This window comes from Pseudomonas sp. S31 (genome assembly GCF_016648105.1).
Lineage (GTDB): Bacteria > Pseudomonadota > Gammaproteobacteria > Pseudomonadales > Pseudomonadaceae > Aquipseudomonas.
This window is the reverse complement of sequence record NZ_JACVVE010000007.1, coordinates 128,963-155,427: the sequence shown is the minus strand read 5'-3', so window position 1 is coordinate 155,427 and position 26,465 is coordinate 128,963. Positions and strand designations below refer to the sequence as shown.

The 26,465-nt window shown below is 64.8% G+C and carries 25 protein-coding genes and 1 other RNA gene; 18 read left to right on the top strand and 8 right to left on the bottom strand.

What is annotated here, in order from left to right:
- Window positions 1–160 precede the first annotated feature (160 nt).
- Window positions 161–2,398 (top strand): polyphosphate kinase 1, encoded by a 2,238-nt coding sequence (gene ppk1 / locus IAE37_RS08165; protein WP_201172063.1) that lies wholly within the window; start codon window positions 161–163, stop codon window positions 2,396–2,398.
- Here the strand turns inward: ppk1 and ppx are convergent.
- On the bottom strand, window positions 2,385–3,887 hold the full coding sequence (gene ppx / locus IAE37_RS08160; RefSeq protein ID WP_201172046.1) for an exopolyphosphatase: 1,503 nt from the start codon (window positions 3,885–3,887) through the stop codon (window positions 2,385–2,387). The genes ppk1 and ppx overlap by 14 nt on opposite strands.
- Window positions 3,888–4,133: 246 nt before the next feature.
- Between ppx and trxA the strand changes: the two genes are divergently transcribed.
- The 5 genes from trxA (at window position 4,134) to IAE37_RS08135 (ending at window position 9,492) form a co-directional block, all read left to right on the top strand.
- A complete protein-coding gene (gene trxA / locus IAE37_RS08155; protein ID WP_201172044.1) occupies window positions 4,134–4,460 on the top strand; it encodes a thioredoxin TrxA in 327 nt (108 codons plus the stop codon).
- Between the two features lie 227 nt (window positions 4,461–4,687).
- On the top strand, window positions 4,688–5,947 hold the full coding sequence (gene rho, locus IAE37_RS08150) for a transcription termination factor Rho (RefSeq protein WP_201172042.1): 1,260 nt from the start codon (window positions 4,688–4,690) through the stop codon (window positions 5,945–5,947).
- A 203-nt stretch (window positions 5,948–6,150) separates the two neighbouring features.
- Window positions 6,151–7,617 (top strand): 4-hydroxy-3-polyprenylbenzoate decarboxylase, encoded by a 1,467-nt coding sequence (ubiD, locus tag IAE37_RS08145; RefSeq protein WP_201172040.1) that lies wholly within the window; start codon window positions 6,151–6,153, stop codon window positions 7,615–7,617.
- Window positions 7,617–8,585: a CDP-6-deoxy-delta-3,4-glucoseen reductase gene (locus tag IAE37_RS08140; RefSeq protein WP_201172038.1), complete on the top strand. Its 969-nt coding sequence runs from the start codon at window positions 7,617–7,619 to the stop codon at window positions 8,583–8,585. Before ubiD ends, IAE37_RS08140 begins: the two co-directional genes overlap by 1 nt.
- Before the next feature lie 256 nt (window positions 8,586–8,841).
- Complete coding sequence (locus IAE37_RS08135; RefSeq protein WP_201172035.1) at window positions 8,842–9,492, top strand: gamma-glutamylcyclotransferase; 651 nt, start codon at window positions 8,842–8,844, stop codon at window positions 9,490–9,492.
- Between the two features lie 33 nt (window positions 9,493–9,525).
- Here IAE37_RS08135 and IAE37_RS08130 read toward each other — a convergent pair whose 3' ends face one another.
- Window positions 9,526–10,503 (bottom strand): NADPH:quinone oxidoreductase family protein, encoded by a 978-nt coding sequence (locus IAE37_RS08130; RefSeq protein ID WP_201172026.1) that lies wholly within the window; start codon window positions 10,501–10,503, stop codon window positions 9,526–9,528.
- 169 nt (window positions 10,504–10,672) lie between these two features.
- On the opposite strand from IAE37_RS08130, the gene IAE37_RS08125 reads away from it, so the two are divergent.
- Window positions 10,673–11,077, top strand: coding sequence for a flagellar basal body-associated protein FliL (locus tag IAE37_RS08125; protein WP_201172023.1), 405 nt, complete (start codon window positions 10,673–10,675; stop codon window positions 11,075–11,077).
- Between the two features lie 191 nt (window positions 11,078–11,268).
- On the opposite strand, the gene IAE37_RS08120 is transcribed toward IAE37_RS08125, so the two are convergent.
- Complete coding sequence (locus IAE37_RS08120) at window positions 11,269–11,721, bottom strand: EVE domain-containing protein (RefSeq protein WP_201172011.1); 453 nt, start codon at window positions 11,719–11,721, stop codon at window positions 11,269–11,271.
- A gap of 180 nt (window positions 11,722–11,901) precedes the next feature.
- Between IAE37_RS08120 and IAE37_RS08115 the strand changes: the two genes are divergently transcribed.
- Window positions 11,902–12,054 carry a hypothetical protein gene (locus IAE37_RS08115; RefSeq protein ID WP_201172007.1) on the top strand — a complete coding sequence of 51 codons (153 nt, stop codon included), beginning with the start codon at window positions 11,902–11,904 and terminating at the stop codon, window positions 12,052–12,054.
- A gap of 7 nt (window positions 12,055–12,061) precedes the next feature.
- On the opposite strand, the gene IAE37_RS08110 is transcribed toward IAE37_RS08115, so the two are convergent.
- From IAE37_RS08110 to IAE37_RS08095, 4 genes are all read right to left on the bottom strand, one after another.
- The gene (locus tag IAE37_RS08110) at window positions 12,062–12,670 is read right to left on the bottom strand and encodes a 5-formyltetrahydrofolate cyclo-ligase (RefSeq protein WP_201172004.1); all 609 of its coding nucleotides are present in this window, start codon (window positions 12,668–12,670) and stop codon (window positions 12,062–12,064) included.
- An 80-nt stretch (window positions 12,671–12,750) separates the two neighbouring features.
- Window positions 12,751–12,930: non-coding RNA, 6S RNA (gene ssrS / locus IAE37_RS08105), on the bottom strand.
- A gap of 17 nt (window positions 12,931–12,947) precedes the next feature.
- A complete protein-coding gene (locus IAE37_RS08100) occupies window positions 12,948–13,265 on the bottom strand; it encodes a cell division protein ZapA (RefSeq protein WP_201172001.1) in 318 nt (105 codons plus the stop codon).
- A complete protein-coding gene (locus tag IAE37_RS08095) occupies window positions 13,262–13,444 on the bottom strand; it encodes a TIGR02449 family protein (protein WP_033693939.1) in 183 nt (60 codons plus the stop codon). The genes IAE37_RS08100 and IAE37_RS08095 overlap by 4 nt, the downstream gene beginning before the upstream one ends.
- 182 nt (window positions 13,445–13,626) lie before the next feature.
- Between IAE37_RS08095 and IAE37_RS08090 the strand changes: the two genes are divergently transcribed.
- The 10 genes from IAE37_RS08090 (at window position 13,627) to gcvP (ending at window position 26,032) form a co-directional block, all read left to right on the top strand.
- Window positions 13,627–14,181, top strand: a complete 555-nt coding sequence (locus tag IAE37_RS08090) for a YecA/YgfB family protein (protein ID WP_201171999.1) — start codon at window positions 13,627–13,629, stop codon at window positions 14,179–14,181.
- Between the two features lie 22 nt (window positions 14,182–14,203).
- Window positions 14,204–15,538, top strand: a complete 1,335-nt coding sequence (gene pepP, locus IAE37_RS08085; RefSeq protein ID WP_201171997.1) for a Xaa-Pro aminopeptidase — start codon at window positions 14,204–14,206, stop codon at window positions 15,536–15,538.
- Window positions 15,535–16,734 carry a 2-octaprenyl-6-methoxyphenyl hydroxylase gene (ubiH, locus tag IAE37_RS08080; RefSeq protein WP_201171995.1) on the top strand — a complete coding sequence of 400 codons (1,200 nt, stop codon included), beginning with the start codon at window positions 15,535–15,537 and terminating at the stop codon, window positions 16,732–16,734. Before pepP ends, ubiH begins: the two co-directional genes overlap by 4 nt.
- Complete coding sequence (locus IAE37_RS08075; protein WP_201171993.1) at window positions 16,731–17,213, top strand: DUF4442 domain-containing protein; 483 nt, start codon at window positions 16,731–16,733, stop codon at window positions 17,211–17,213. Before ubiH ends, IAE37_RS08075 begins: the two co-directional genes overlap by 4 nt.
- Window positions 17,214–17,222: 9 nt before the next feature.
- Window positions 17,223–18,440, top strand: a complete 1,218-nt coding sequence (locus IAE37_RS08070; protein ID WP_201172113.1) for a 2-octaprenyl-3-methyl-6-methoxy-1,4-benzoquinol hydroxylase — start codon at window positions 17,223–17,225, stop codon at window positions 18,438–18,440.
- A gap of 116 nt (window positions 18,441–18,556) precedes the next feature.
- Window positions 18,557–19,558, top strand: coding sequence for an extracellular solute-binding protein (locus IAE37_RS08065; protein ID WP_201171991.1), 1,002 nt, complete (start codon window positions 18,557–18,559; stop codon window positions 19,556–19,558).
- 149 nt (window positions 19,559–19,707) lie between these two features.
- Window positions 19,708–21,330 (top strand): ABC transporter permease, encoded by a 1,623-nt coding sequence (locus tag IAE37_RS08060; RefSeq protein WP_201171989.1) that lies wholly within the window; start codon window positions 19,708–19,710, stop codon window positions 21,328–21,330.
- A gap of 120 nt (window positions 21,331–21,450) precedes the next feature.
- Window positions 21,451–22,533, top strand: a complete 1,083-nt coding sequence (gene gcvT, locus IAE37_RS08055; RefSeq protein ID WP_201171986.1) for a glycine cleavage system aminomethyltransferase GcvT — start codon at window positions 21,451–21,453, stop codon at window positions 22,531–22,533.
- Window positions 22,534–22,581: 48 nt separating this feature from the next.
- The gene (gcvH, locus tag IAE37_RS08050) at window positions 22,582–22,965 is read left to right on the top strand and encodes a glycine cleavage system protein GcvH (protein ID WP_201171982.1); all 384 of its coding nucleotides are present in this window, start codon (window positions 22,582–22,584) and stop codon (window positions 22,963–22,965) included.
- 193 nt (window positions 22,966–23,158) lie between these two features.
- Window positions 23,159–26,032 carry an aminomethyl-transferring glycine dehydrogenase gene (gene gcvP, locus IAE37_RS08045; protein WP_201171980.1) on the top strand — a complete coding sequence of 958 codons (2,874 nt, stop codon included), beginning with the start codon at window positions 23,159–23,161 and terminating at the stop codon, window positions 26,030–26,032.
- 68 nt (window positions 26,033–26,100) lie between these two features.
- On the opposite strand, the gene IAE37_RS08040 is transcribed toward gcvP, so the two are convergent.
- Window positions 26,101–26,415 (bottom strand): DUF2388 domain-containing protein, encoded by a 315-nt coding sequence (locus IAE37_RS08040; protein ID WP_201171978.1) that lies wholly within the window; start codon window positions 26,413–26,415, stop codon window positions 26,101–26,103.
- Window positions 26,416–26,465: the final 50 nt, after the last annotated feature.

The following is a 26,465-nucleotide window of genomic DNA, read 5'->3' as shown; positions in this document are numbered from 1 at the left end:
AAAGTGTCCAAATGTGTCTCGACGTGAACATTGTCAGTCAGGACACTAGCAGCGGCTATAAGACGCAGGCTTGCCACGGGGTGTAACACAGTCGTCATAATGGCCGCTTATCGTGCCGCTAAATTGTACAGAGAGCGTATCCGCCCTCCAGGAACGTCAGATGAATAATGAAGTGCTAACCCCTGTCGCGATCAAGGAAGCCCAGGCGATTCCAGAAGAGATGGTGCAGACGCCGCCAGATCTGCCGCCAGCCCCGCAGCCGGAGCCCGAGCCGGTGGCCGAGACGCCGGCCCCTGCACCCGCGCCGGCCATCGCCGTGCCGAGCCTGGACGACAGCAGCCTGTACATTCATCGCGAGCTTTCGCAGCTGCAGTTCAATATTCGCGTGCTCGAGCAGGCGCTGGACGAATCCTATCCGTTGCTGGAACGCTTGAAGTTCCTGCTGATCTTCTCCAGCAACCTCGACGAGTTCTTCGAGATCCGCGTCGCCGGCCTCAAGAAGCAGATCAATTTCGCCCGCGAGCAGGCCGGCGCCGATGGCTTGCAGCCGCACCAGGCGCTGGCGCGCATCAGCGAGCTGGTGCACATCGAGGTGGAGCGCCAGTACGCGATCCTCAACGACGTGTTGCTGCCGGAGCTGGAGAAGCACGCCATCCGCTTCATCCGTCGTCGCTATTGGACGCCCAAGCTCAAGACCTGGGTGCGCCGTTACTTCCGTGACGAGATCGCGCCGATCATCACCCCGATCGGCCTCGACCCGACCCACCCGTTCCCGCTGCTGGTGAACAAGAGCCTGAACTTCATCGTCGAACTGGAGGGCGTTGATGCCTTCGGCCGCGACTCGGGCCTGGCGATCATCCCCGCACCGCGCCTGCTGCCGAGGGTGATCCGGGTGCCGGAAGAGGTCGGTGGTGCCGGTGACAACTACGTGTTCCTGTCGTCGATGATCCACGCCCACGCCGACGATCTGTTCCAGGGCATGAAGGTCAAGGGCTGTTACCAGTTCCGCCTGACCCGCAACGCCGACCTGGCGCTGGATTCCGAGGAAGTCGACGATCTTGCCCGCGCCCTGCGCGGCGAGCTGTTCTCGCGCCGTTACGGCGATGCCGTACGCCTGGAAGTCGCCGACACCTGCCCCAAGCACCTGTCCGACTACCTGCTCAAGCAGTTCAGCCTGAGCGAGAGCGAGCTCTACCAGGTCAACGGCCCGGTCAACCTGACGCGCCTGTTCAGCATCACCGGCCTGGATAGCCATCCGGAGCTGCAGTACACGCCGTTCACCCCGGCGATCCCGAAACTGCTGCAGAACGCCGACAACATCTTCAGCGTGATCGGCAAGCAGGACGTGCTGCTGATGCACCCGTTCGAGTCGTTCACCCCGGTGGTCGACCTGCTCCGCCAGGCCGCCAAAGACCCGCACGTGCTCGCCGTGCGCCAGACCCTGTACCGCTCCGGGGCCAACTCGGAGATCGTCGACGCCCTGGTGGACGCGGCGCGCAACGGCAAGGAGGTCACCGCAGTGATCGAGCTGCGTGCGCGCTTCGACGAAGAGTCCAACCTGCAGATGGCCAGCCGCCTGCAAGCCGCGGGCGCGGTGGTGATCTACGGTGTGGTCGGCTTCAAGACCCACGCCAAGATGATGCTGATCCTGCGTCGTGAGCAGGGCGAGATCGTCCGCTACGCGCACCTGGGCACCGGCAACTACCACGCCGGCAACGCCCGTCTGTACACCGACTACAGCCTGTTGACCTCCGACGACGCTCTCACCGAGGACGTCGGCAAGCTGTTCAGCCAGCTGATCGGCATGGGCAAGACGCTGCGCATGAAGAAACTGCTGCATGCGCCGTTCACCCTCAAGAAGGGCATGCTCGACATGATCGCCCGCGAGACCCAGTTCGCCCTGGACGGCAAGCCGGCGCACATCATCGCCAAGTTCAACTCGCTGACCGACGCCAAGGTGATCAAGGCCCTGTACAAGGCCAGCCAGTCGGGCGTGAAGATCGACCTGGTGGTGCGTGGCATGTGCTGCCTGCGCCCAGGCATTCCAGGGGTGTCGCACAACATCCAGGTGCGCTCGATCATCGGCCGCTTCCTGGAGCACACCCGGGTGTTCTACTTCCTCAATGGCGGCGAGGAGCAGATCTACCTTTCCAGTGCCGACTGGATGGAACGCAACCTCGACAAGCGCGTCGAGACCTGCTTCCCGGTAGAAGGCAAGAAGCTGTTGCTGCGGGTGAAGAAGGAGCTCGAAAGCTACCTCACCGACAACACCCACGCCTGGACCCTGCAGCCCGACGGGCGCTACGTGCGCAGCAGCCCGACCGGCAACCAGAACCCGCGCAGTGCCCAGGCGACCTTGCTGGAGCGCCTGAGCAACCCAGTCCTCAACGTACGCTGAGGACGAAGCCGACCCGGGCCAGCCACTCCGCCTCGTTGGCGAAGTCGGCCTGGGTCAGCTGGTTCTGTTCCAACCACCCTTCCGGGAATACCACGTGCAGGCTGTCTTCGTCGGCCTGCAGCTCTACTTTGGGCATTTGCGCGGTGCCGCGGATGTGATGGAAGAGGATGGCGAAGCGCAGCAGCACGCACAGGCGGATCAACTGCCGGCCTTCATCTCCGAACTCGGCGAAACGGTCCTTGGGGATGTTGCGGCGATGCCCGCGTACCAGCAACGCCAACATCTGCTGGTCCTCGCGGGAGAAGCCCGACAGGTCGGAGTGTTCGATCAGGTAGGAGCCGTGCTTGTGGTAGTGGTAATGGGCGATGTCCAGGCCGATTTCATGGACTTTCGCCGCCCAGCCCAGCAAGTCGCGCCAGTTTCCATCCGTGAGCCCCCACGCCTCGGCCACCTGGTCGAAGGCATGCAGTGCCTTGCGCTCGACTCGTGCCGCCTGGCCCTGGTCCACGTGGTAGCGCTCCATCAGCGAGTTCAGGGTGCGCTCGCGCACGTCTTCGTGGTGGTGACGGCCGAGCAGGTCGAACAGCACACCTTCGCGCAGGGCGCCGTCGCAGTGATCCATGCGCTGCAGTTCCAGAGCGTCGAAGATCGCCTCGAGGATGGCCATGCCGGCAGGGAAGATGGTGCGGCGGTCCGGCTTGACGCCGTCGAAGTCGATCTTGTCGACCTCCCCCAGCTTGAACAGCTTGCGCTTGACCGCGGCCAGTCCCTCGGCGTTGACCTCGCCATTGCCCAAGCCACAGGCCTTGATGGCGGCGCCGATGGCGCGGATGGTCCCCGACGAGCCGATGGCCTCGTCCCAGGTCAGGCGGTGCAAGGCGTTCTCGATGCTCATCAGTTCCAGGCGCGCGGCGGTGTAGGCCTGGGCATAGCGCGCTGGGGTGATCTTGCCGTCGCGGAAATAGCGCTGGGTGAAGCTGACGCAGCCCATCTGCAGGCTTTCGCGCAGCAGCGGTTCGAAACGCTGGCCGATGATGAACTCGGTGCTGCCGCCGCCGATATCGGCGACCAGGCGCTTGCCGGGGGTGTCGGCCAGGGTGTGCGACACGCCCAGGTAGATCAGGCGCGCCTCTTCACGGCCGGAGATGACTTCGACCGGATGGCCGAGAATGGCCTCGGCGCGCTGGATGAATTGGTTGCGGTTGCGCGCCTCGCGCAAGGCATTGGTGCCGACGATGCGCACGGCACCGGAGGGCATGCCGTTGATCAGCTGGGCAAAGCGTTTGAGGCACTCCAGGCCCCGTTCCATGGCCTCTTCGCTGAGCATGCGGGCGTCGTCGATGCCGGCTGCCAGCTGCACCTTTTCCCCCAGCCGTTCGAGAATGCGGATCTCGGTGTGGTGGGCTTTGGCGACGACCATGTGGAAGCTGTTGGAGCCTAGGTCGATGGCAGCGATCAGAGACAGGTTCTTCGCGGTGGTATGCGGCATGATCTGAGTGTTCTCGGTCGTTAACCCGGCAATCGTGCCACGATCCATGGCTGTCGCCAACGCGTGGCTCTCCGGGGCGTGATGCAAGGCAATGTGCCATTCGATGCTATGACACTTGTGTGACAGTTTCGATTCGCGGTGTCTTGCACAACTATAGTTACACTCAATCGGCTGTGACTTCCTGTAGGGCGTGGGTGCGGCTATCATGGGGCCACGTTTTTACTGCTTACGACCTTGGAGATTTCCATGAGCGACAAAATCAAATACGTCACCGACGCCACCTTTGAAGCCGATGTGCTGCAGGCTCAAGGCCCGGTTCTGGTCGACTACTGGGCTGAATGGTGCGGTCCATGCAAGATGATCGCTCCGGTACTGGACGCTCTGGCCGAAGAGTACGAAGGCAAGCTGACCATCGCCAAGCTGAACATCGACGAAAACCAGGAAACCCCAGCCAAGCACGGCGTGCGTGGTATCCCGACGCTGATGCTGTTCAAGGGCGGGAACGTCGAAGCCACCAAGGTCGGCGCCCTGTCCAAGTCGCAGCTGGCCGCGTTCCTCGACGCCCACCTGTGATGTGAAAGAGCCCCGCGAATGCGGGGCTTTTCTTTTTCAGAGCACTAGACGCAGAAAAAAGCAAGTGTTACATTCGGCCTCGCACTGCTTTTCCAGTGCCCTCTACACGCCGTCGCCGAAGCATCCCCAATTCGAATCAGTACGCGATCCTGTCGCCATCTAGCGGCGCGGCCTCATTAAGCCAGAAGCTTAATTCTCCCTTCTTACATGATTACGTCACTCCCCTTATGAACCTGACTGAACTCAAGCAAAAGCCGATTACCGATCTGCTGGAAATGGCCGAACAGATGGGCATCGAAAACATGGCCCGTTCGCGCAAGCAGGACGTGATTTTCGCCCTGTTGAAGAAGCACGCGAAAAGTGGCGAAGAGATCTCGGGTGACGGCGTGCTGGAGATTCTCCAGGATGGTTTCGGTTTCCTGCGTTCGGCTGATGCGTCCTACCTGGCCGGCCCCGACGACATCTACGTCTCGCCCAGCCAGATCCGCCGTTTCAACCTGCGCACTGGCGACACCATCGTCGGCAAGATCCGCCCACCGAAGGAAGGGGAGCGTTACTTCGCTCTGCTGAAGGTCGATACCATCAACTTCGACCGTCCGGAAAACGCCAAGAACAAGATCCTGTTCGAGAACCTGACGCCGCTGTTCCCCAACGACCGCCTGAAGATGGAGGCCGGCAACGGCTCCACCGAAGACCTCACCGGCCGCGTCATCGACCTGTGCGCTCCGATCGGCAAGGGCCAGCGTGGCCTGATCGTCGCTCCGCCGAAAGCGGGCAAGACGATCATGCTGCAGAACATCGCCGCCAACATCACCCGTAACAACCCCGAGTGCCACCTCATCGTCCTGCTGATCGACGAGCGCCCGGAAGAAGTGACCGAGATGCAGCGCACCGTGCGCGGCGAAGTGGTCGCCTCGACCTTCGACGAGCCGCCGACCCGCCACGTGCAGGTTGCCGAGATGGTCATCGAGAAGGCCAAGCGCCTGGTCGAGCACAAGAAAGATGTGGTCATCCTGCTCGACTCCATCACTCGTCTGGCCCGTGCCTACAACACCGTGATCCCGAGCTCCGGCAAGGTCCTGACCGGTGGTGTCGACGCCCACGCCCTGGAGAAGCCGAAGCGCTTCTTCGGTGCCGCGCGTAACATCGAGGAAGGCGGTTCGCTGACCATCATCGCCACCGCGCTGGTCGAGACCGGCTCGAAGATGGACGAAGTGATCTACGAAGAGTTCAAGGGTACCGGCAACATGGAGCTGCCCCTGGACCGTCGCATCGCTGAGAAGCGTGTGTTCCCGGCCATCAACATCAACCGTTCCGGTACCCGCCGCGAAGAGCTGCTGACCGCCGACGACGAACTGCAGCGCATGTGGATCCTGCGCAAGCTGCTGCACCCGATGGACGAAATCGCCGCCATCGAGTTCCTGGTCGACAAGCTCAAGCAAACCAAGACCAACGACGAGTTCTTCCTGTCGATGAAGCGCAAGTAAGCGTTTCAGGTCTGAATTGATTGGGGCTGCTTCGCAGCCCATCGCGGGGCAAGCCCGCTCCTACAGGGATCCCACCGAACCTGTAGGAGCGGGCTTGCCCCGCGATGGGGCGCGAAGCGGCCCCAAGTCATTTTTGGCCATTGGGCGCCGAACGGCGCTACACTCTGCAACCCCGACCGATACGGCCAACACGAGGCTCTTGCATGCAGTATCGCGATTTGCGCGACTTCATCCGTGGCCTGGAGCAGCGCGGCGAACTCAAGCGCATCCAGGTTCCGATCTCTCCCATCCTGGAAATGACCGAGGTCTGCGACCGCACCTTGCGTGCCAAGGGGCCGGCGTTGCTGTTCGAAAAGCCCACGGGCTTCGACATTCCGGTACTGGGCAACCTGTTCGGCACCCCGGAGCGGGTGGCCATGGGCATGGGTGCCGAATCGGTCGAGGAGCTGCGCGAAATCGGCAAGTTGCTGGCGTTCCTCAAGGAGCCCGAGCCGCCGAAAGGGCTGAAGGATGCCTGGTCGAAGCTGCCGATCTTCAAGAAGGTCGTGTCGATGGCGCCGAAGGTGGTCAAGGACGCGGTATGCCAGGAGGTGGTGGTCGAGGGCGAAGACGTCGATCTGACCCAACTGCCGATCCAGCATTGCTGGCCGGGTGACGTGGCGCCGCTGATCACCTGGGGCCTGACCGTCACCCGTGGCCCCAACAAGGAGCGCCAGAACCTCGGTATCTACCGCCAGCAGCTGATCGGCCGCAACAAGGTCATCATGCGCTGGCTCAGCCATCGGGGCGGCGCGCTGGACTATCGTGAGTGGTGCGAGAAGCACCCCGGCCAGCCATTCCCGGTCGCCGTCGCCCTGGGCGCGGATCCTGCGACCATCCTCGGGGCCGTGACCCCGGTGCCCGACACGCTTTCCGAGTATGCCTTCGCCGGCCTGCTGCGCGGCAACCGCACCGAGCTGGTCAAGTGCCGCGGCAGCGACCTGCAGGTGCCGGCCACCGCCGAGATCATCCTCGAGGGCGTCATTCACCCGAGCGAGACGGCCCCGGAAGGGCCCTACGGTGACCATACCGGCTACTACAACGAGGTGGACAGCTTCCCGGTGTTCACCGTCGAGCGCATCACCCACCGGCACAAGCCGATTTACCACAGCACCTACACCGGTCGGCCACCGGATGAGCCGGCGATCCTCGGCGTGGCACTGAACGAAGTGTTCGTGCCGATCCTGCAGAAGCAGTTCCCCGAGATCGTCGACTTCTACCTGCCGCCCGAAGGGTGTTCCTACCGCATGGCGGTGGTGACCATGAAGAAGCAGTACCCGGGCCACGCCAAGCGTGTGATGCTGGGGGTGTGGTCGTTCCTGCGACAGTTCATGTACACCAAGTTCGTTATCGTCACCGACGACGACATCAACGCCCGCGACTGGAACGACGTGATCTGGGCCATCACCACGCGCATGGACCCCAAGCGTGATACGGTGATGATCGACAACACGCCGATCGACTACCTGGATTTCGCTTCGCCAGTGTCGGGGCTAGGGTCGAAGATGGGCCTGGACGCCACGCACAAGTGGCCAGGCGAGACTACACGCGAATGGGGCCGGGCCATCGTCAAGGACGAGGCCGTCACCCGCCGTATCGATGAGTTGTGGGATCAGTTGGGAATAGATTGATGCAGGTAACGTTGCAGCCGTCCGGGGCAGTGCTGACGCTTCAACCCGGGGAACGGATCCTCGATGGCGCCCGGCGCCTGGGCTATGACTGCCCCAACAGCTGTCGCAATGGCAATTGCCATGTCTGCGCAGCCTTGCTGGTCGAAGGGCGCGTGCGCCAGGACGGCCAGGTACGTGACCATGGTGAGCTGTTCACCTGCATCGCCGAACCGCTGGAGGATTGTGTGTTGCTCTGGGATGGTGTGCTGGCGCTGGGCGAACTGCCGGTGCGCAAGCTGGTGTGCAGTGTGAGCGAGTGCGTCGAGGTCGGTGGCGACGTCTGGCGTGTGCGCCTGCGCGCGCCAGCTGGCAAGCCGGTGCGCTACCACGCCGGGCAGTACCTGATGATCGAGCGCGAAGGTGGCAAGCCGGCGGCGTTTTCGCTGGCCTCGGCGCCGCACAGTGGCCGAGACCTGGAGCTACACATCCTGGCCCGCGAACCCAGCTCCGTGCAACTGCTCGAGCAGCTGCGCCGCGATGGCCTGGCACGCATCGAGATGCCGTTCGGCGATACCCACCTGGCCGAGCTGCCCGATGGCCCGTTGGTGTTGATCGCCGCCGGCACCGGCATGGGGCAGATGCACAGCCTGGTCGAGCATTGCCGCGCCCAGGGCTTCAAGCACCCGGTACACCTGTACTGGGGGGTGCGACGCCCGGAAGATTTCTACGCCATCGAGCACTGGGAGCAGTGGCAAAGCCTGCCGAACCTGTTCCTGCACAAGGTGGTCAGCGACCTGTGTGGCTGGGAAGGGCGCTGCGGCATGTTGCACGAAGCGGTCTGCGACGACGTGGCCGACCTCAATGCCGTGCATGTGTATGCCAGCGGCTCGCCGAACATGATCTACGCCACCCTCGACGCCCTGGTCGAGGCTGGTATGGATGCCCACCGCATGCGCGCCGATGTGTTCGCCTACGCGCCCCGCGGCTAATAACACAAGTTGCCTGAAGTGGTTATAAGGCGGTAATTGTTACCGCCTGGGTTAATAACTTTATCGGCCCTTGGAATAATGACTTCCAATCGTCGGAAGGCGTTGTCCAATTTCCTGCTTATACTTGTGAACAGTGTGCCGCTTGGCTTACGTTAGATGCCAAGGCCGCGCATGGTAGCGGCGCAGGCAGCCTGGCAAGGCTGTCTTTGGTGGCGAGTGCCACATCCGTAGTTCACCGGGAATATGGCGGCAGCTTATGTCGGCAGTTGAAAATCTTTCCTTCGAAGTTACCTATCCGCCCACGCTCGACTTCGGCTTGCAACATACCCGCGAGCAATTGCTGGATTCGATGAAGCTGACCATGTCACGGCATGAAGGTGGGCCGGTCTGGCTGTTTGCCTATGGTTCGTTGATCTGGCGGCCAGAGTGCAACTCGGTCGAGCGCCAGCGGGCGCGTGTGCATGGCTATCACCGTGGGCTGTACCTGTGGTCCCACGAGCATCGTGGCACGCCGGAAACCCCGGGCCTGGTGTTCGGCCTCGACCGTGGTGGTTCGTGCAGTGGCTTTGCCTACCGGCTCGATGAACGCGACCTCGAGGGTTCGTTGCTGGCGTTGTGGCAGCGCGAAATGCCCTACCCGGCCTACCGGCCGCACTGGTTGAGCTGCAAGCTGGACGATGGTACCCGGGTGCAGGCCCTGGGCTTCGTGCTGGAGCGGCATTTGCCGTGCTATGCCGGCAACCTGCCTGATAGCCTGCTGAGGCAGATCCTGGCCAGCGCCAAGGGTCGCTATGGCACCACCCGCGATTACGTGGAGCAGACGCTCAACGCGCTGCGCAGCCACCAGATGCCGGACCGCAACCTGGAGGCGCGCTTCAGGCGCTGCCATAACCTGCGTGAGGTTTGAGTCGCCTGGCCCGGCCTCTTCGCGGGGCCTGCCTTACCTGGCCAGCACCACCAACTTACCCACAGCCCGCCGCTGCCCAAGTTCTTCAATCGCAGCCCCCGCTTCAGCCAGTGAATAAGTCTTCGACACCAGCGGCTTCAACTTCCCTTCGGCATGCCAGGCAAACAACTGCTGGAAATTCGCCGCATTGTCCTCTGGCTGGCGCTGGGCAAACGCTCCCCAGAACACCCCCATCACCGCCGCGCCCTTGAGCAGCACCAGGTTTGCCGCCAGTTGCCCGATGGTCCCGCTGGCGAAGCCCACCACCAGCAACCGGCCATTCCAGCCCAGCCCGCGCACCGACTGCTCGAACACCTCGCCGCCCACCGGATCGAAGATCACGTCCGCGCCCTGGCCATCGGTCAGGCGCTTGATTTCATCCTTGAGGCTGGCCTGGCTGTAGTCGATCAGTTCGTCCGCACCGGCCGCCTTGGCTACCGCCAGCTTGTCGGCATTGCTGGCCGCGGCGATCACCCGGGCGCCCATGGCCTTGCCGATTTCCACTGCCGCCAGGCCCACGCCCCCGGAGGCGCCCAGCACCAGCAAGGTCTCACCTGGCTGCAGCTGGGCGCGCTGGCGCAGGGCGTGCATCGAGGTGCCGTAGGTCATGGAAAAGGCGGCGGCGGTGGTGAAGTCCATGGTCGGCGGGATCGGCAGCACGTTGTAGCCGGGTACCGCCACCTGCTCGGCGAATGCGCCCCAGCCGGTCAGGGCCATGACCCGGTCGCCGACCTTGAACGGCCCGGCCTTGTCGCCCACGGCCGCCACCACACCAGCCGCTTCGCCGCCAGGCGAGAACGGCAGGGGCGGCTTGAACTGGTATTTGCCCTCGATGATCAGGGTATCGGGGAAGTTGACCCCCGCAGCCTGCACATCGAGCAGCACTTCATTGATCTTCGGTACCGAGCTTGCGGCTTCCTCCAGCACCAGGTCGCGTGCGGAGCCTAGGGTTTTGCACAACACAGCTTTCATCGGGGCTATTCCTTTGCGTGTAGTGGCCGATAAGTGTAGGAGGGTCGCCTGCCGGGTCAATCAGCATGGCCTGCCCTGATGGGCTGGCATAAGTGCCGGCACGAGCCAGGGCTTGGGTTTGAGCGGTGTGCTGGTTAAGCTGGCGCCAATTGTTTTGAGGAGTGCATTCGTGAACGCGTGGATCTTGATGGTGCTGGCATTGCTGCTGCCAACCGTGGTGGCGGCTGAAGAGGGCAAGGAAGGCGAGCCGAAGGTGGCCTACATCAGCCTGAGCCCACCCTTCGTGGGGAACTATGCCCTGGACGGCAGCCCCAAGCTGCACGTGTACAAGGCCGACGTGGCCCTGCGCGTGACCGGCGATGCCGCTGCGGCCGCCGTCAAGCACCACGAGCCGCTGATCCGCAACCAACTGGTGGCGCTGTTCGCCCAGCAAGGCGTGGATAATCTCAGCAACGTCGACGCCAAGGAAAAACTGCGCCAGGAAGCCCTGAAGCAGGTGCAGCAGGTGCTGGAAGGCGAAGAGGGCAAGCCGATCGTCGAGGATTTGTTGTTCAATAACCTGATTGTGCAGTAGACGAGCGCGTTGGGTATGTCAGTCGAGATCTCGATGGTTCATACTGACCGAGTTCCCGAAAGGGGCTTGTGAGACTCTGCGGATCCTGGTGCAACCAGCAATCACAGAGCCGGGCAGGTGGATGGCGATGACAAGCTGACCTGTCTGTGAGTAGGGCGCCGAAAGGCGCCCTTTGTCATTCTGCGCGTCAGTCAGCGCGCCAACGCCATGATCGCTTCCCACTGTTCCGCGCTCACCGGCATCACCGAAAGCCGGCTGCCTTTCTGCACCAGTGGCAATTCCTCCAGCGCGCTCTGCTGCTTCAGCAAACCCAGCCCCAGCACTTGGCCGAACGTCTTCACATGGGCCACGTCCACTGCGCTCCAGGGATTTTTTTCCGCACTGGCCTTGGCGTCGAAGTAATGGCTCTGAGGGTCCAGGGCAGTAGGGTCGGGGTACGCTGCCTGGGTGATCCTGGCCACCCCAGCGATACCCGGTTGTGGGCAACTGGAGTGGTAGAAGAAGAATTCATCGCCTACGCTCATGGCCCTCAGGAAGTTGCGCGCCTGGTAATTGCGCACGCCGTCCCAGCGGGCCTCGCCCAGCCGGCCCAATCCCTCGATCGAAAGCTCGTCTGGCTCGGATTTCATCAGCCAATAGGCCATGGAAGGTGCTCCTGACAAAGTCTGAAATAACTAGTTGCATGAAACCGACATACGGCAGATGTCAACGTTTGCGTGTCGCCGCAGGTTGTCGGAAAATGCGCGCGTTTTAAAGCTAGATGCTCCGGTGACTCCCTAAGAAGGTCACCGAGCCTGAACAATTGCCTAGGGGGGCAATCTTCGATGAATCAACGCAAACCGGATCTGCTCTGGATCCTGGTCTTCATCTTTGGTCTTGGTGTGGTCACCACCGGTTATGCCCAGGGTTTCTGGGAGCGCAAGCTCGACACCGCCGCCTACCAGGCCCCGGTGGACGCCAAGCCGCAGCATCGCTGATACCCTTTCACTTCGTCGCCAGGTACCAGCCACGGTCCGAGACCGTGCCTTGCAGTGGTACATCCCAACTGGCCTGCGCCAGCCGCTCGACCTTCTGGCACTCATGGGCCAGCCCCAGCAGCAAGGGTTTCTTCCAGGCCTTGCGCCGCGCCTGATAGGCCAGGCTGCGATCGTAGAAGCCACCGCCCATGCCCAGCCGACCACCGACTTCATCGAACCCCACCAGCGGTAGCAGGATCAGGTCCAGCGCCCAGATCGGCCGTTGGCGCTTGCGCTCGACCAGCGGCTCGGGAATGCGGAAGCGGTTGGGGCGCAGCTTCTCGCCCTGTTCGAAACGCTGGAACACCATGCGCGTCGGTGGCCAGGCGTGCAGCACCGGCAGATAGGTGCGCTTGCCCCGGCGCTGGGCCTCGCGCAGCAGCAGGCGTGGGTCGATCTCGCCGTCGTTGGGCAGGTACAGGGCAATGTGCCGGGCTCGGCGGAACAGCGGGTGCTGCGCCAGCTGGCGATACAGCCCCTGTGCCGCCTGGCGTTGCTGGGCTGGCGTAAGGGCGCGGCGGGCGTTGCGGAGCTGGCGGCGAAGCTGAGGGCGGGTGAGCGGCGCGGTGTCGGTCATGGCACGGGCGATCCCAGGTGTGCTGGCCGGTGCTGCCGGCCAAACGAATTTGCCCGCCGGGGAGGCGGGCAAGAGCAATCAGGCTCCCCGATAAGACCGCTATCGGTGTAGCCCTTGAACCCGAAAGTTCAAGGTGGAGATTGCAGGGGGCGTTAAGGCTTTCCGTCGGGCGGACATGCACACCGGCCCCAGCGTGCAACCCCCGTGGTTGTGCGTATCGGCTCAGGGACATAACCGACTGGCGCATCCCCCAGGGAGTGGCGCCAGTATAACAACCTCAGCTGTTTTTGGTACCCGGATCGTCGGCCAATGCGCTATCGACCCGTTCGAGCAGGTCGCGGACCTGCTCGCGGGTGGTGCCGCTGGTCGCCGTGGCCGGGGCTTCCTGGCGGTGCAGCAACTCGTGGGTGATGTTGAGCGCGGCCATCACGGCAATGCGGTCCGCGCCGATCACCTTGCCGCTGCTGCGGATCTCGCGCATCTTGCCGTCGAGGTAGCGCGCGGCGCCGACCAGATTGTTGCGCTCTTCCGGTGGGCAGATGATCGAATATTCCTTGTCGAGGATCTGCACGGTGACGCTATTGCTTGAACTCATGAGTCTTGCTCCAGGGCCTTTAGGCGTAAAATCATCGACTCGACCTTGCGCCTTGCGATCTCGTTCTTTTCGATGAGGTGAGCGCGCTCCTCGCGCCAGGATTTTTCCTGAGCTACTAAGAGTGCATTTTGCCGTTTAAGTTGCTCGACGCGTTCGATCAGCAGCTCGAATCGGCTCATCAGCGCTTGCAGGTCGTTCTCTTGCGTGGATTGCACTCGATTCGCTCCGTCGTTGACTCACCCGGCAATGATGCCTTTCCGTGAATGGCGACGGCCAGTGCAGATGGTCTTGGCGCGCCTGCCGATGCTAGGATACAAGGTCTTCATTCTAGTCAAATGCGCCGTCTGGCGCCTAGCCGCCCATGCCTAATACCCAATCGCCCTATACCGCCTTCACCGCGTTGCTCACGAGCAATGGCCACCCCGTTTCCCCTGCCGAGCTGCATGGCCTGCTGATCGGCCGCAGCTGCGCCGGTGCCGGTTTCGACGCCGACGCCTGGCTGGCCGATGCCGCCGCCGCCCTGGAGAGCGAGCCGCAGGACAACGTCCGCGCCGCCCTGGTCGGCCTGCAGGAAATGGTCAAGACCGAACTGACCGGCGAAGACATCGCCATCGTCCTGCTGCTGCCGAGCGACGACGCTCCGCTGGGCGAGCGCGCCACCGCGCTGGGCCAGTGGTGCCAGGGCTTCATCACCGGCTTCGGGCTGAACGCCGGCGGCAAGGACCTGTCCACCGAAGCGAAGGAAGTGCTCCAGGATCTGGTCGCCATTTCGCAGGTGCAGGATGCGCTGGAAGAGTCCGAGGACGGCGAGAGCGACTACATGGAAGTCATGGAGTACCTGCGCGTCGCGCCGTTGCTGCTGTACACGGAGCTGGCCGCGCCGGTCGCGCCCGCGCCAAAACCATCGCTGCACTGATCAACCGGGGGTAGTCCTGCCCATGAGCCACATACCCAAGGCCGAGTATGCCCGTCGGCGCAAGGCGCTGATGGCGCAGATGGTCCCCAACAGCATCGCCATCCTGCCAGCCGCCGCAGTCGCCATCCGTAACCGCGACGTCGAGCATGTCTACCGTCAGGACAGCGACTTCCAGTACCTGAGCGGCTTTCCCGAGCCCGAGGCGGTGATCGCGCTGATCCCGGGCCGCGAGCACGGCGAGTACGTGCTGTTCTGCCGCGAGCGCAATGCCGAGCGCGAGCAGTGGGACGGCCTGCGCGCCGGCCAGGAAGGCGCGATCCGCGATTTCGGCGCCGACGATGCCTTCCCCATCACCGACATCGACGAGATCCTCCCGGGCCTGATCGAAGGCCGCGAGCGGGTCTACAGCGCCATGGGCAGCAACCCTGAGTTCGACCGCCGGCTGATGGACTGGATCAACGTGATTCGCTCCAAGGCGCGCCTCGGTGCCCAGCCGCCGAACGAGTTCGTTGCCCTGGATCACCTGCTGCACGACATGCGCCTGTATAAATCGGCGGCAGAAGTGAAGGTGATGCGCGCCGCCGCGGACATCTCCGCGCGGGCCCATGTGCGCGCCATGCAAGCCTGCCGGGCGGGGCTGCACGAGTACAGCCTGGAAGCCGAGCTGGACTACGAGTTCCGTAAGGGCGGGGCGAAGATGCCGGCCTACGGCTCGATCGTCGCGGCCGGGCGCAACGGCTGCATCCTGCACTACCAGCAGAACGATGCCGCGCTCAAGGACGGTGACCTGGTGCTGATCGACGCTGGCTGCGAGATCGACTGCTATGCCAGCGACATCACTCGCACCTTCCCGGTCAGCGGGCGGTTCTCGCCGGAGCAGAAGGCCATCTACGAGCTGGTGCTCAAGGCCCAGGCCGCGGCATTCGCCGAGATCGCCCCGGGCAAGCATTGGAACCACGCCCACGAGGCGACCGTACGGGTCATCACCGAGGGCCTGGTGGAACTGGGGCTGCTCAAGGGCGAGGTGCAGGCGCTGATCGACAGCGAGGCCTACCGCGCCTTCTACATGCACCGCGCCGGGCATTGGTTGGGCATGGATGTGCACGATGTCGGCGAGTACAAGGTCGGCGGCCAGTGGCGCGTGCTCGAACCCGGCATGGCCTTGACCGTGGAACCGGGCATCTACATTGCCGCCGACAACCAGGCCGTGGCCCGGAAGTGGCGCGGCATCGGCATCAGGATCGAGGACGACGTGGTGGTGACCAGGCATGGCTGTGAAATTCTGACCTCGGGCGTGCCACGGACGGTGGCCGAGATCGAGGCATTGATGCAGGCCGCGCGCCAGGATGCGGCATGAGCCGGGTCAACCTGGCGATCATCGGCGGCGGGCTGGTCGGCGCCAGCCTGGCCCTGGCCCTGCAGGCCGGGGCCAAGGCACGCGGCTGGAAGATCCTGCTGGTCGAGCCGTTCGCCCCTGGCGACAGCTTCCAGCCCAGCTACGATGCGCGTTCCTCGGCGCTGTCCTTCGGCACCCAGCAGATCTACCAGCATCTGGGCCTGTGGCAGGCCATCGGCCGGCGCGCCGAACCGATTCGCCAGATCCACGTGTCCGACCGCGGCCGCTTCGGCGCCACCCGCCTGGACGCCCTGGAAGAAGGCGTGCCGGCGCTGGGCTACGTGGTCGAGAACGCCTGGCTTGGCCAATGCCTGTGGCAGGGCCTGGACAGCGAGGTGGTGAGCTGGCGCTGCCCGGCCGAGGTCAGCGCGTTGCAGGCCATCGAGGGTGGCTACCGGCTCCAGCTCGACGACGATACCCACGTCGAATGCGACCTGGCGGTGCTCGCCGATGGCGGCCGCTCGGGGCTGCGCGAGCAACTGGGCATCCATGTGCGCCGCACGCCCTACGCGCAGAGCGCGCTGATCGCCAACATCACCCCGGGCGAGGCCCATTGCGGCCAGGCTTTCGAACGCTTCACCGAGCAGGGCCCGATGGCCTTGCTGCCGCTGCCCGACAACCGCTGCGCGCTGGTCTGGAGCCGCCAAGGCATGGACGCCCAGCGCCTGGCCGAGATCGACGAGCGGGCGTTCCTGCGCGAGTTGCAGGGCGCCTTCGGCTATCGCCTGGGCGCGTTGCGCCAGGTCGGTGCACGGCACCTGTACCCGTTGGCGCTGGTCGAGGCCGAGGAGCAGGTACGCCCGCACCTGGTGGTGCTGGGCAATGCGGCGCACAGCTTGCACCCGATCGCCGGGCAGGGCTTCAACCTGTCGCTGCGTGACGTGCAGGCGCTGGCCGAGGCCTTGCTGGCCGGCCCGCAACAGCCGGGCGACCTGGCCACCTTGCAGGCCTACCGCCAGCGCCAGCGCCTGGACCAGGCCCTGACCATCGGTTTCTCCGACCAGGTCACCCGCCTGTTCGGCAGTGGCCAGCCGCTGCTGGCGGCAGGGCGCAACATCGGCCTGCTCGGGCTCGACCTGCTGCCCCCGGCCAAGAGCTGGTTCGCCCGCCAGGCCATGGGCCTGGGCACACGCCCCGACGCGCGGGGCCAGGCATGAGCGACCCACGTCGGCTGGCACGCCGGGCCCGCATGCTGCGGTGGCTGTTGAACCTGTATCCGCCGTACCTGGGCGCGGGCATCCGCATCCAGCACATCGGCGCCGACATGCGCAGCGCCAGTGTGCGCATGAAACTGGCGCGCTGGAACCGCAACTACGTCGGCACCCAGTTCGGCGGCAGTCTGTACTCGATGGTCGACCCGTTCTACATGCTGTTGCTGATGGAGACGTTGGGCCGCGACTACATCGTCTGGGACAAGGCCGCGAGCATCGACTTCATCGCCCCGGGCAAAGGCCCGGTGTACGCCGAGTTCCACGTGGACGATGCCTTGCTGGACGACATTCGCCAGCAGACCGCCAGCGGCAAGAAGTACCTGCCGCGTTTGCAGGTCGATATCCGCGATGGCGCCGGCGAGCTGGTGGCGCGGGTCGATAAAACCCTATACGTGCGGCTCAAGCCGCAAGCGAGGCAGGCGTAAGGCATGGAAATGCGCGCAGATCTGTTGATTGTCGGTGCCGGTATGGTCGGCAGCGCCCTGGCCCTGGCGCTGCGCCACAGCGGCCTGGAAATCCTCTTGCTCGACGGCGGTCCGCTGGCGGTCAAGCCGTTCGACGCCCAGGCGCCATTCGAAGCTCGGGTCAGTGCCTTGTCGGCGGCCAGCCAGCGCATCCTCGAGCGCCTCGGGGCCTGGGACGGCATCGCCCAGCGGCGCTGCTCGCCGTACTCGGACATGCAAGTCTGGGATGGCAGTGGCACCGGGCAGATCCACTTTTCGGCCGCCAGCGTGCATGCCCAGGTGCTTGGCCATATCGTCGAGAACCGGGTGGTGCAGGACGGCCTGCTCGAGCGTCTGCTCGACAGCGACGTCGGCTTGCTGGCCAATTCCCGCGTCGAGCAACTGCGCCGTTCGGGTGACGAGTGGCTGCTGACCCTGGCCGATGGCCGGCGCCTGCGCGCCCCGCTGGTGGTGGCCGCCGACGGCGCCAACTCGGCAGTGCGGCGCCTGGCGGGCTGCGAGACCCGTGAGTGGGATTACCTGCATCACGCCATCGTCACCAGCGTGCGCTGCAGCGCGCCGCACCAGGGCACGGCCTGGCAGCGCTTCACCGACGAGGGGCCGCTGGCGTTCCTGCCGCTCATCCGCGATGGCCAGCAGGACTGGTGTTCGATCGTCTGGTCGACCACTCCAGAGCACGCCGAGCAAGTCATGGCGATGAACGACGCGTCGTTCTGCACGGCCCTGGAGCGCGCCTTCGAGGGGCGCCTGGGCCAGGTGCTGAAAGCCGACCCCCGGGTCAGCGTGCCGCTGCGCCAGCGCCACGCCAAGCGCTACGTGGACGAAGGCCTGGTGCTGATCGGCGATGCTGCGCACACCATCCATCCGCTGGCCGGGCAGGGCGTCAACCTGGGCTTTCTCGATGCGGCGGTGCTGGCCGAGGTGCTGGTCAATGCCTGCGAGCGCGGCGAGCGGCTGGCGGATGTGAAGGTGCTCAGCCGCTACGAGCGGCGGCGCATGCCGCACAACCTGGCCTTGATGGCGGCGATGGAGGGCTTCGAGCGGTTGTTCCAGGCCAATCCGTTGCCGCTGCGCTGGTTGCGCAACAGCGGCCTGAAGCTGGTGCAGCAAATGCCCGAGGCCAAGGCGCTGTTCGTACGCCAGGCGCTGGGGCTTTCTGGGGATCTGCCTGAGTTGGCCAGGGCTTGAGATCGCTGGGGCTGCGCAGCAGCCCCCTGCAACATCCGGTAACTGCTCGATGGGTGAGTCGGAAAATGGGATTCACTACCATTCGCACCTCTAGACGATCCCGAGGAGCGCTTCCCATGTTGCCACGCAAGTCTCTACTGGCCGCCCTGGCCCTGACCCTGTTCGGCGGCACCGCCCAGGCGGCGGATGAAGTGGTGGTGTATTCCTCGCGGATCGACGAGCTGATCAAGCCGGTGTTCGATGCCTATACCGCCAAGACCGGGGTCAAGATCAAGTTCATCACCGACAAGGAAGCGCCGCTGATGCAGCGCATCAAGGCCGAGGGCCAGAACGGCGTGGCCGACCTGTTGCTGACCGTGGACGCCGGCAACCTCTGGCAAGCCGAGCAGATGGGCATCCTGCAGCCGATCAGGTCCAGCGTCATCGACCAGAACATCCCACCGCAATACCGCGCCTCGTCCCACGACTGGACCGGCCTGAGCCTGCGCGCGCGGACCATCGTCTACGCCACCGATCGGGTCAAGCCCGAGGAGCTGAGCACCTACGAAGCCCTGGCCGACAAGCAGTGGGAAGGCCGCCTGTGCCTGCGTACGGCGAAGAAGGTCTACAACCAGTCGCTGACCGCCACGCTGATCGAGACCCACGGCGAGGCCAAGGCCGAGCAGATCGTCAAGGGCTGGGTGAACAACCTGTCCACCGATGTGTTCTCCGACGACAACGCGGTGATCCAGGCCGTCGAGGCCGGCCAGTGCGACGTCGGCGTGGTCAACACCTACTACTACGGGCGCCTGCACAAGGCCAATCCGAAGCTGGCGGTGAAGATCTTCTGGCCCAACCAGAACGACCGCGGCGTGCACGTCAACCTGTCGGGCATCGGCCTGACCAAGCATGCACCGCACCCGGAAGCGGCCAAGGCACTGGTCGAGTGGATGACCGGCGAGGAGGCGCAGAAGCTGTTCGCCGACATCAACCAGGAGTTCCCGGCCAACCCAAAGGTCAAGCCCTCGGACGAGGTGGCGGCCTGGGGTAGTTTCAAGGCCGACAGCATTCCGGTGGAGATTGCCGGCAAGCGCCAGGCCGAGGCCATTCGCCTGATGGATCGGGCTGGCTGGAACTGAGCACCTGACTCTATCCTTCCTGGGTCTTTAACGGCCCATTCGCGGGTAAACCCGCTCCTACAGGAACGCGGTCAGCGCCGATTCCTGTAGGAGCGGGTTTACCCGCGAACGACCGCAGAGCGGTCGCCATCGCAATCGAGACCCTAGCTGTGCCCCACTCCCCCCAACGCCGCTGGTACCTCCCGGTCACCCTGATCGCCGCTCTGGTGCTTCTGCCCCTGAGCGTTTTGCTGCTTTCCTGGCAATCGATCGACGCGCAGATCTGGTCGCACCTGCTCGACACCCAGATGAGCCGCCTGCTCGGCAATACGCTGACCCTGGTGCTGGGCGTGGGCGCGGGTGTCACCGTGCTCGGGGTGAGCCTGGCTTGGCTCACCAGCCTCTGTGAGTTCCCCGGCAGACGCTGGCTGGACTGGGCGCTGATGCTGCCGTTCGCCATTCCCGCCTACGTGCTGGCTTTCGTCTTCGTCGGCTTGCTGGACTTCGCCGGCCCCGTGCAGAGCGCGTTGCGCGAGGCGTTCGGGCCGATGCGCCTGCCGCGGGTGCGCTCCACGGGCGGCGTGATCGTCGTCCTGGTGCTGGTGTTCTACCCCTACGTCTACCTGCTGGCGCGCACTGCCTTCCTGGCCCAGGGCAAGGGCCTGATGGAAGCGGCACGGGTGCTCGGGCTGTCGCCGCTGCAGGCATTCTGGCGGGTGGCCCTGCCGATGGCGCGCCCGGCCATCGGGGCTGGTATCGCCCTGGCGCTGATGGAAACCCTGGCCGACTTCGGCGCGGTGGCGGTGTTCAACTTCGACACCTTCACCACGGCGATCTACAAAACCTGGTATGGCTTCTTCAGCCTGTCCAGCGCGGCGCAGCTGGCCAGCCTGCTGTTGCTGGCGGTGATGCTGGTGCTGTACGGCGAGCGCCGTGCCCGCGGCGCCAGCCACAGCGCCAACGAACGCCCGCGCGGCCAGGCGCTGTATCACCTGCGTGGCGCCAAGGCCGCGCTGGCCAGCGGCTGGTGCCTGTTGGTGTTCGCCTGCGCCTTCGTCATCCCGCTGCTGCAGTTGCTGGTGTGGTGCTGGCAACGGGGTCGTCATGACCTGGATGAGCGCTACGTCGGGCTGGTCATGCACACCTTGTACCTCGGCGCCCTGGCCGCGCTGCTGACCGTGTGCGTGGCCTTGCTGCTGGCCTTCGCCCGGCGCCAGGCACCCAGCGGGGCGATTCGCGCCGGCGTGGGCATCGCCAACCTGGGTTACGCCTTGCCCGGGTCGGTGCTGGCGGTGGCGATCATGCTGGCCTTCAGCTACCTCGACAATCACTGGGTGATCCCGCTCTCGACCTGGCTGGGTGGCGCCGGCAAGCCACTGCTGCTGGGCAGCATCGGTGCCTTGCTGTTGGCCTACCTGGTGCGTTTCATCGCCGTGGCCTACGGGCCGCTGGAAAGCAGCCTGGCGCGCATCCGCCCATCGCTGCCCGAGGCTTCGCGCAGCCTCGGGGTGGGCGGAGCGAAGCTGTTCTTCAAGGTCTACCTGCCGCTGCTGGTGCCCGGTGCCTTGAGTGCCGCGCTACTGGTGTTCGTCGATGTGCTCAAGGAAATGCCGGCCACCTTGCTGATGCGCCCGTTCGGCTGGGACACCCTGGCCGTGCGGGTGTTCGAGATGACCAGCGAGGGCGAATGGGCACGGGCCTCGCTGCCGGCCCTGACCCTGGTGCTGGTGGGCCTGCTGCCGGTCATCGGGCTGATCCGCCGTTCCGCCAGGCGCCCAGGTCACAGTCACTAAAGGTGCCAGCCTGCGTCCTTGCGGCTACAATGCGCGGCATTCTCGCGGCGGCACCCACAACAAGAGCTGACGGCAAGACGTCATCACCCGCCGCTTCGCCACGCCCGGAAGGAGAAACCCATGGGACAGCGCACGCTATTGTATGACCTGCACCTGGCACTCGGCGCCAAGACCGTCGACTTCGGCGGCTGGGACATGCCCCTGCACTATGGTTCGCAGGTCGAGGAGCATCATCAGGTCCGCAGCGATTGTGGCGTCTTCGATGTCTCCCACATGACCGTCATCGATGTCACCGGCGAAGGCGCCCGGGCCTGGCTGCAGCGCCTGCTGGCCAACGACGTGGCCCGCCTCGACGGCATCGGCCAAGCCCTGTACAGCCCGTTGCTGAACGAACAGGGCGGGGTCATCGACGACCTCATCGCCTACAGCACCGAAACCGGCTACCGCCTGGTCACCAACGCCGCCACGCGGCAGAAGGTACTGGCCTGGCTGGAGCAGCAGCGCGCAGGTTTCGCGGTGGCTTTCGTGGTGCGCCCGGACCTCGCCATCCTCGCCATCCAGGGCCCACATGCCCGCGACAAGGTCGCTGCGCTGCTCAGCGCCTCGCGCGCGGCCGTGATCCGCGAGCTGCGTCCGTTCGAAGGCGTCAGCGAAGGCGACTGGTTCATCGCCCGCACCGGCTACACCGGTGAGGACGGCCTGGAGATCATCCTTCCGGGCGACCAGGCGGTGGGCTTCTTCAACGACCTGGTCGGTGCGGGCATCGCCCCCAGCGGCCTGGGCGCGCGCGACACGCTGCGCCTGGAAGCCGGCATGAACCTCTACGGCCAGGACATCGACGAGACCCACACGCCCCTCACCTCCAACCTGGGCTGGTGCATCGCCTGGGAGCCGGCCGAGCGCGACTTCGTCGGCCGCGCTGCGTTGCTGGCGGAAATCGAGCAGGGCGTGCAGAGCAAACTGGTTGGCCTGGTGCTGGAGGAGCGTGGTGTACTGCGTGCTCACCAAGTGGTACGTGTCGCCGGGATTGGCGAAGGAGAGATCACCAGTGGTAGTTTCTCGCCTACGCTGAGCAAATCCATTGCCCTGGCGCGCCTGCCGATGGCCACGGGTGACCGTGCCGAGGTCGAGATACGCGGCAAGTGGTACCCGGTGCGGGTGGTCAAGCCGACCTTCGTGCGCCATGGCAAGATCCTGATCTGAACATCAAACGGCGGGCCGAACCGCTGACCCAAACGAGGAATACAAGACATGAGCCAAATCCCCGCCGACCTGCGTTTTGCCGAAAGCCACGAGTGGGCACGCCTGGAAGCCGACGGCACAGTGACCGTAGGCATCAGCGACCACGCCCAGGAAGCCTTGGGTGACGTGGTATTCGTCGAGCTGGCCGAAGTCGGCAAGGTATTCGGCGCTGGCGATGCCGCAGGCGTGGTCGAGTCGGTCAAGGCCGCTTCGGATATCTACGCACCGGTTGCCGGTGAAGTGATCGCGGTCAACGAAGAGCTGGCCGACAGCCCGGAACGGCTCAACGAAAAGCCTTACGATGCGTGGATCTTCAAGCTCAAGCCGAGCGACGTGGCCGAGCTGGACAAGCTGCTGGATGCCGCTGGCTACAAGGCCCTCATCGGCGAGTAAGACCGCGTCGCTTTCTTCGCGGCTAAAGCCGCTCCTACAGGGCCTGCGCCGCTTTCGGCGGCGGTACCCTACCTGTAGGAGCGGCAGCCGCGAAAGGGCCGGGCCTGCAAAAGCAAAGTTTCCCACGCCAACGCCGATCCCTTCCTAGACTTAAGGGTCTCCATGAGGCCTGTTCCAGGAAGCGAGCGTCGTCATGTCCCAGTCGCCATCCCTGCATCAACTGCAACAGCTCAACCCGTTCCTGCAACGCCACCTTGGGCCTGATGCCCAGGAGCAGCAGGCCATGCTCGGCGTCCTGGGCCTCAAGGGCCGCGACGAGCTGATCGAGCAGACCGTTCCCCCCGGCATCCGCTTCAATCGCCCCCTCGACCTTCCGCCGGCCCTGGACGAACAGGCCGCCCTGGCCAAGCTGGCCGGCTATGCCGAGCAGAACCAAGTGTGGACCAGCCTGATCGGCATGGGCTATCACGGCACCATCACGCCCACCGTCATCCTGCGCAACGTACTGGAGAACCCGGGCTGGTACACCGCCTACACGCCCTATCAGCCGGAAATCGCCCAAGGCCGGCTGGAGGCGCTGCTGAACTTCCAGCAGATGGTCATCGACCTTACCGGCCTGGCCCTGGCCAATGCCTCGTTGCTCGATGAGGCCACTGCGGCCGCCGAAGCCATGGCTCTGGCGAAGCGGGTAGCGCGCAACAAGAGCAACGCCTTCTTCGCCGATGAGCACTGCCACCCACAGACTCTGTCGGTGCTCAAGACCCGTGCCGAGGGTTTCGGCTTCGAGTTGGTGGTCGACAGCGTCGACAACCTGGCCAAGCACTCGGTATTCGGCGCCTTGCTGCAATACCCGGATACCCATGGCGAGGTCCGCGACCTGCGCCCGCTGATCGACCAGTTGCACGCCCAGCAGGCCCTGGCCTGCGTCGCTGCCGACCTGCTCAGCCTGGTGGTGCTGGCGCCACCCGGCGAGCAGGGGGCCGACGTGGTGCTCGGCTCCACCCAGCGTTTTGGCGTGCCCATGGGCTACGGTGGCCCGCATGCGGCCTATTTTGCCTGCCGCGACGACTACAAGCGGGCCATGCCCGGGCGGATCATCGGCGTGTCGCGCGATGCCCGTGGCAACACTGCGCTGCGCATGGCCTTGCAGACCCGCGAGCAGCATATCCGCCGCGAGAAGGCCAACTCCAACATCTGCACGGCGCAGGTGCTGCTGGCCAACATCGCCGGGTTCTACGCTGTCTATCACGGCCCCGAGGGGTTGCGGCGCATCGCCCAGCGCGTGCACCGGCTGGCCTTCATCCTCGCGGCAGGCCTGGAGGCCAAGGGCATCAAGCGGCTCAACGCGCATTTCTTCGATACCTTGACCCTGGACGTCGGTGGCGCCCAGGCGGCGATCATCGAGAGCGCCGAGGCGGCGCGGATCAACCTGCGCATCCTCGGTCGCGGCCACCTGGGGGTGAGCCTCGACGAGACTTGCAACGAACAGACCGTGCTGCGCTTGTTCGACATCTTCCTCGGCGTCGATCACGGGCTCGACATCGCCACCCTCGACCAGCAAGCCTTGCCTGAAGGCATCCCGGCCGCACTGGTGCGGCGTTCGGCGTTTCTCGGCCACCCGGTGTTCAACCTGCACCACAGCGAAACCGAGATGCTGCGTTACCTCAAGCAGTTGGAGAACAAGGACCTGGCGCTGAACCAATCGATGATCCCGCTGGGCTCGTGCACCATGAAGCTGAACGCCACCAGTGAAATGATCCCTATCACCTGGCCCGGCTTCGCCCTGTTGCACCCCTTCGCCCCGGCGGCCCAGGCCACGGGGTACAAGGCCATGATCGACGAGCTGGAAAGCTGGTTGTGCGCCATCACCGGTTTCGACGCCATCTGCATGCAGCCCAACTCCGGCGCCCAGGGCGAGTATGCCGGGCTGATGGCGATCACCCGTTATCACCGCAGCCGCCACCAGCCCCAGCGCACCTTGTGCCTGATTCCTTCATCGGCCCACGGCACCAACCCCGCCTCGGCGCAGATGGCCGGCATGGCGGTGGTGATCGTCGACTGCGACGATGACGGCAACATCGACCTGGCCGATCTCAAGGCCAAGGCCAGTGCCGCCGGGGACAAGCTGTCCTGCCTGATGGTCACCTACCCGTCGACTCACGGGGTGTACGAAGAGGGTATCCGCGAAATCTGCGAGGTGGTCCACCAGCACGGTGGCCAGGTGTACATGGACGGCGCCAACCTCAATGCCCAGGTCGGCCTGGCGCGCCCGGCCGACATCGGCGCCGATGTGTCGCACATGAACCTGCACAAGACCTTCTGCATTCCCCACGGCGGTGGCGGCCCGGGCATGGGGCCGATCGGCGTGCGCGCCCACCTGAGGCCGTTCGTCGCCAGCCACCCGGTGGTTCCGGTACCTGGACTGGACCCGAACAACAGCGCGGTCAGTGCTGCGCCCTGGGGCAGTGCCAGCATCCTGCCGATCAGCTGGATGTACATCGCCATGATGGGGCCGCAGCTGGCCGATGCCAGCGAAGTGGCGATCCTCTCGGCGAACTACCTGGCCAGCCGGCTGAGCGGCGCCTTCCCGGTGCTGTATCGCGGGCGCAACCAGCGCGTGGCCCACGAATGCATCCTCGACTTGCGCCCGCTCAAGGCGCAGACCGGCATCACCGAGGAGGACGTGGCCAAGCGCCTGATGGACTATGGCTTCCATGCACCGACCATGTCGTTCCCGGTGCCGGGTACCTTGATGGTGGAGCCGACCGAAAGCGAGTCCAAGGCCGAGCTGGACCGCTTCGTCGAAGCGATGCTGGCGATTCGCGAGGAAATCGATCGGGTGCAGGACGGTACCTGGCCGGCCGAGGACAACCCCCTCAAGCACGCGCCACATACCTTGGCCGACGTACTGGCGCCGTGGAACCGGCCTTACAGCCTGGAGCAGGGCATCGCCCCCAGCGCTCATGCACGCCAGCACAAGTACTGGCCGGCAGTGAACCGGGTCGATAACGTGTATGGGGATCGCAACCTATTCTGTGCGTGCGTGCCGGTCGAGGCGTATCGCTGAAGGCTGGATGCAACACACTGTAGGAGCGGCCTTCGCGGCGCAAGGCCGCTCCTACAAAGGGGCCGTGTTTAGTTCGCCAGGGCGTTCTTGGCCAGGATGGCATTGGCCAGCTCCATGTCGCTGGCTTGCAGCCCAGGCTGCTCGGCGCGCACCTGGCGAATCGCCGCTTCGAGGAACGGGCCGCGGATTTCGCCGCCGCTGGCGACGAAGCTGCCGGCGTCGTCTTGCGCCGCCAATACCAGCTTGTGATCGTGGGAGGTGATGTAGCTGGACGCGGTGGTCGCGCCGGACGTCATGACATTGCGCCAAAAGGTGTCGGCAACGGCCGAGCCGAGGGGCAGGGCGACCAGGGCAGTGGCTGCGACGAGGGTTTTGAGACGCATGGTGAATTACCTCTGGATATGAGGGCGATAGAGTGCCGGTTAGTCCTGCG

Excerpts from the sequence above, each read along its gene's own strand:
- IAE37_RS08130 (WP_201172026.1), bottom strand. The coding sequence starts at position 10,503 with ATGAAAGCTGTGTTGTGCAAAACCCTAGGCTCCGCACGCGACCTGGTG.
- IAE37_RS08065 (WP_201171991.1), top strand. The coding sequence starts at position 18,557 with ATGTTGCCACGCAAGTCTCTACTGGCCGCCCTGGCCCTGACCCTGTTC.
- gcvT (WP_201171986.1), top strand. The coding sequence starts at position 21,451 with ATGGGACAGCGCACGCTATTGTATGACCTGCACCTGGCACTCGGCGCC.
- IAE37_RS08135 (WP_201172035.1), top strand. The coding sequence starts at position 8,842 with ATGTCGGCAGTTGAAAATCTTTCCTTCGAAGTTACCTATCCGCCCACG.
- IAE37_RS08140 (WP_201172038.1), top strand. The coding sequence starts at position 7,617 with ATGCAGGTAACGTTGCAGCCGTCCGGGGCAGTGCTGACGCTTCAACCC.
- gcvP (WP_201171980.1), top strand. The coding sequence starts at position 23,159 with ATGTCCCAGTCGCCATCCCTGCATCAACTGCAACAGCTCAACCCGTTC.
- IAE37_RS08095 (WP_033693939.1), bottom strand. The coding sequence starts at position 13,444 with ATGAGCCGATTCGAGCTGCTGATCGAACGCGTCGAGCAACTTAAACGG.
- pepP (WP_201171997.1), top strand. The coding sequence starts at position 14,204 with ATGAGCCACATACCCAAGGCCGAGTATGCCCGTCGGCGCAAGGCGCTG.
- IAE37_RS08120 (WP_201172011.1), bottom strand. The coding sequence starts at position 11,721 with ATGGCCTATTGGCTGATGAAATCCGAGCCAGACGAGCTTTCGATCGAG.
- ubiD (WP_201172040.1), top strand. The coding sequence starts at position 6,151 with ATGCAGTATCGCGATTTGCGCGACTTCATCCGTGGCCTGGAGCAGCGC.
- IAE37_RS08100 (WP_201172001.1), bottom strand. The coding sequence starts at position 13,265 with ATGAGTTCAAGCAATAGCGTCACCGTGCAGATCCTCGACAAGGAATAT.
- gcvH (WP_201171982.1), top strand. The coding sequence starts at position 22,582 with ATGAGCCAAATCCCCGCCGACCTGCGTTTTGCCGAAAGCCACGAGTGG.
- IAE37_RS08070 (WP_201172113.1), top strand. The coding sequence starts at position 17,223 with ATGCGCGCAGATCTGTTGATTGTCGGTGCCGGTATGGTCGGCAGCGCC.
- IAE37_RS08110 (WP_201172004.1), bottom strand. The coding sequence starts at position 12,670 with ATGACCGACACCGCGCCGCTCACCCGCCCTCAGCTTCGCCGCCAGCTC.
- trxA (WP_201172044.1), top strand. The coding sequence starts at position 4,134 with ATGAGCGACAAAATCAAATACGTCACCGACGCCACCTTTGAAGCCGAT.
- ppk1 (WP_201172063.1), top strand. The coding sequence starts at position 161 with ATGAATAATGAAGTGCTAACCCCTGTCGCGATCAAGGAAGCCCAGGCG.
- IAE37_RS08090 (WP_201171999.1), top strand. The coding sequence starts at position 13,627 with ATGCCTAATACCCAATCGCCCTATACCGCCTTCACCGCGTTGCTCACG.
- IAE37_RS08040 (WP_201171978.1), bottom strand. The coding sequence starts at position 26,415 with ATGCGTCTCAAAACCCTCGTCGCAGCCACTGCCCTGGTCGCCCTGCCC.
- IAE37_RS08115 (WP_201172007.1), top strand. The coding sequence starts at position 11,902 with ATGAATCAACGCAAACCGGATCTGCTCTGGATCCTGGTCTTCATCTTT.
- ppx (WP_201172046.1), bottom strand. The coding sequence starts at position 3,887 with ATGCCGCATACCACCGCGAAGAACCTGTCTCTGATCGCTGCCATCGAC.
- ubiH (WP_201171995.1), top strand. The coding sequence starts at position 15,535 with ATGAGCCGGGTCAACCTGGCGATCATCGGCGGCGGGCTGGTCGGCGCC.
- IAE37_RS08075 (WP_201171993.1), top strand. The coding sequence starts at position 16,731 with ATGAGCGACCCACGTCGGCTGGCACGCCGGGCCCGCATGCTGCGGTGG.
- rho (WP_201172042.1), top strand. The coding sequence starts at position 4,688 with ATGAACCTGACTGAACTCAAGCAAAAGCCGATTACCGATCTGCTGGAA.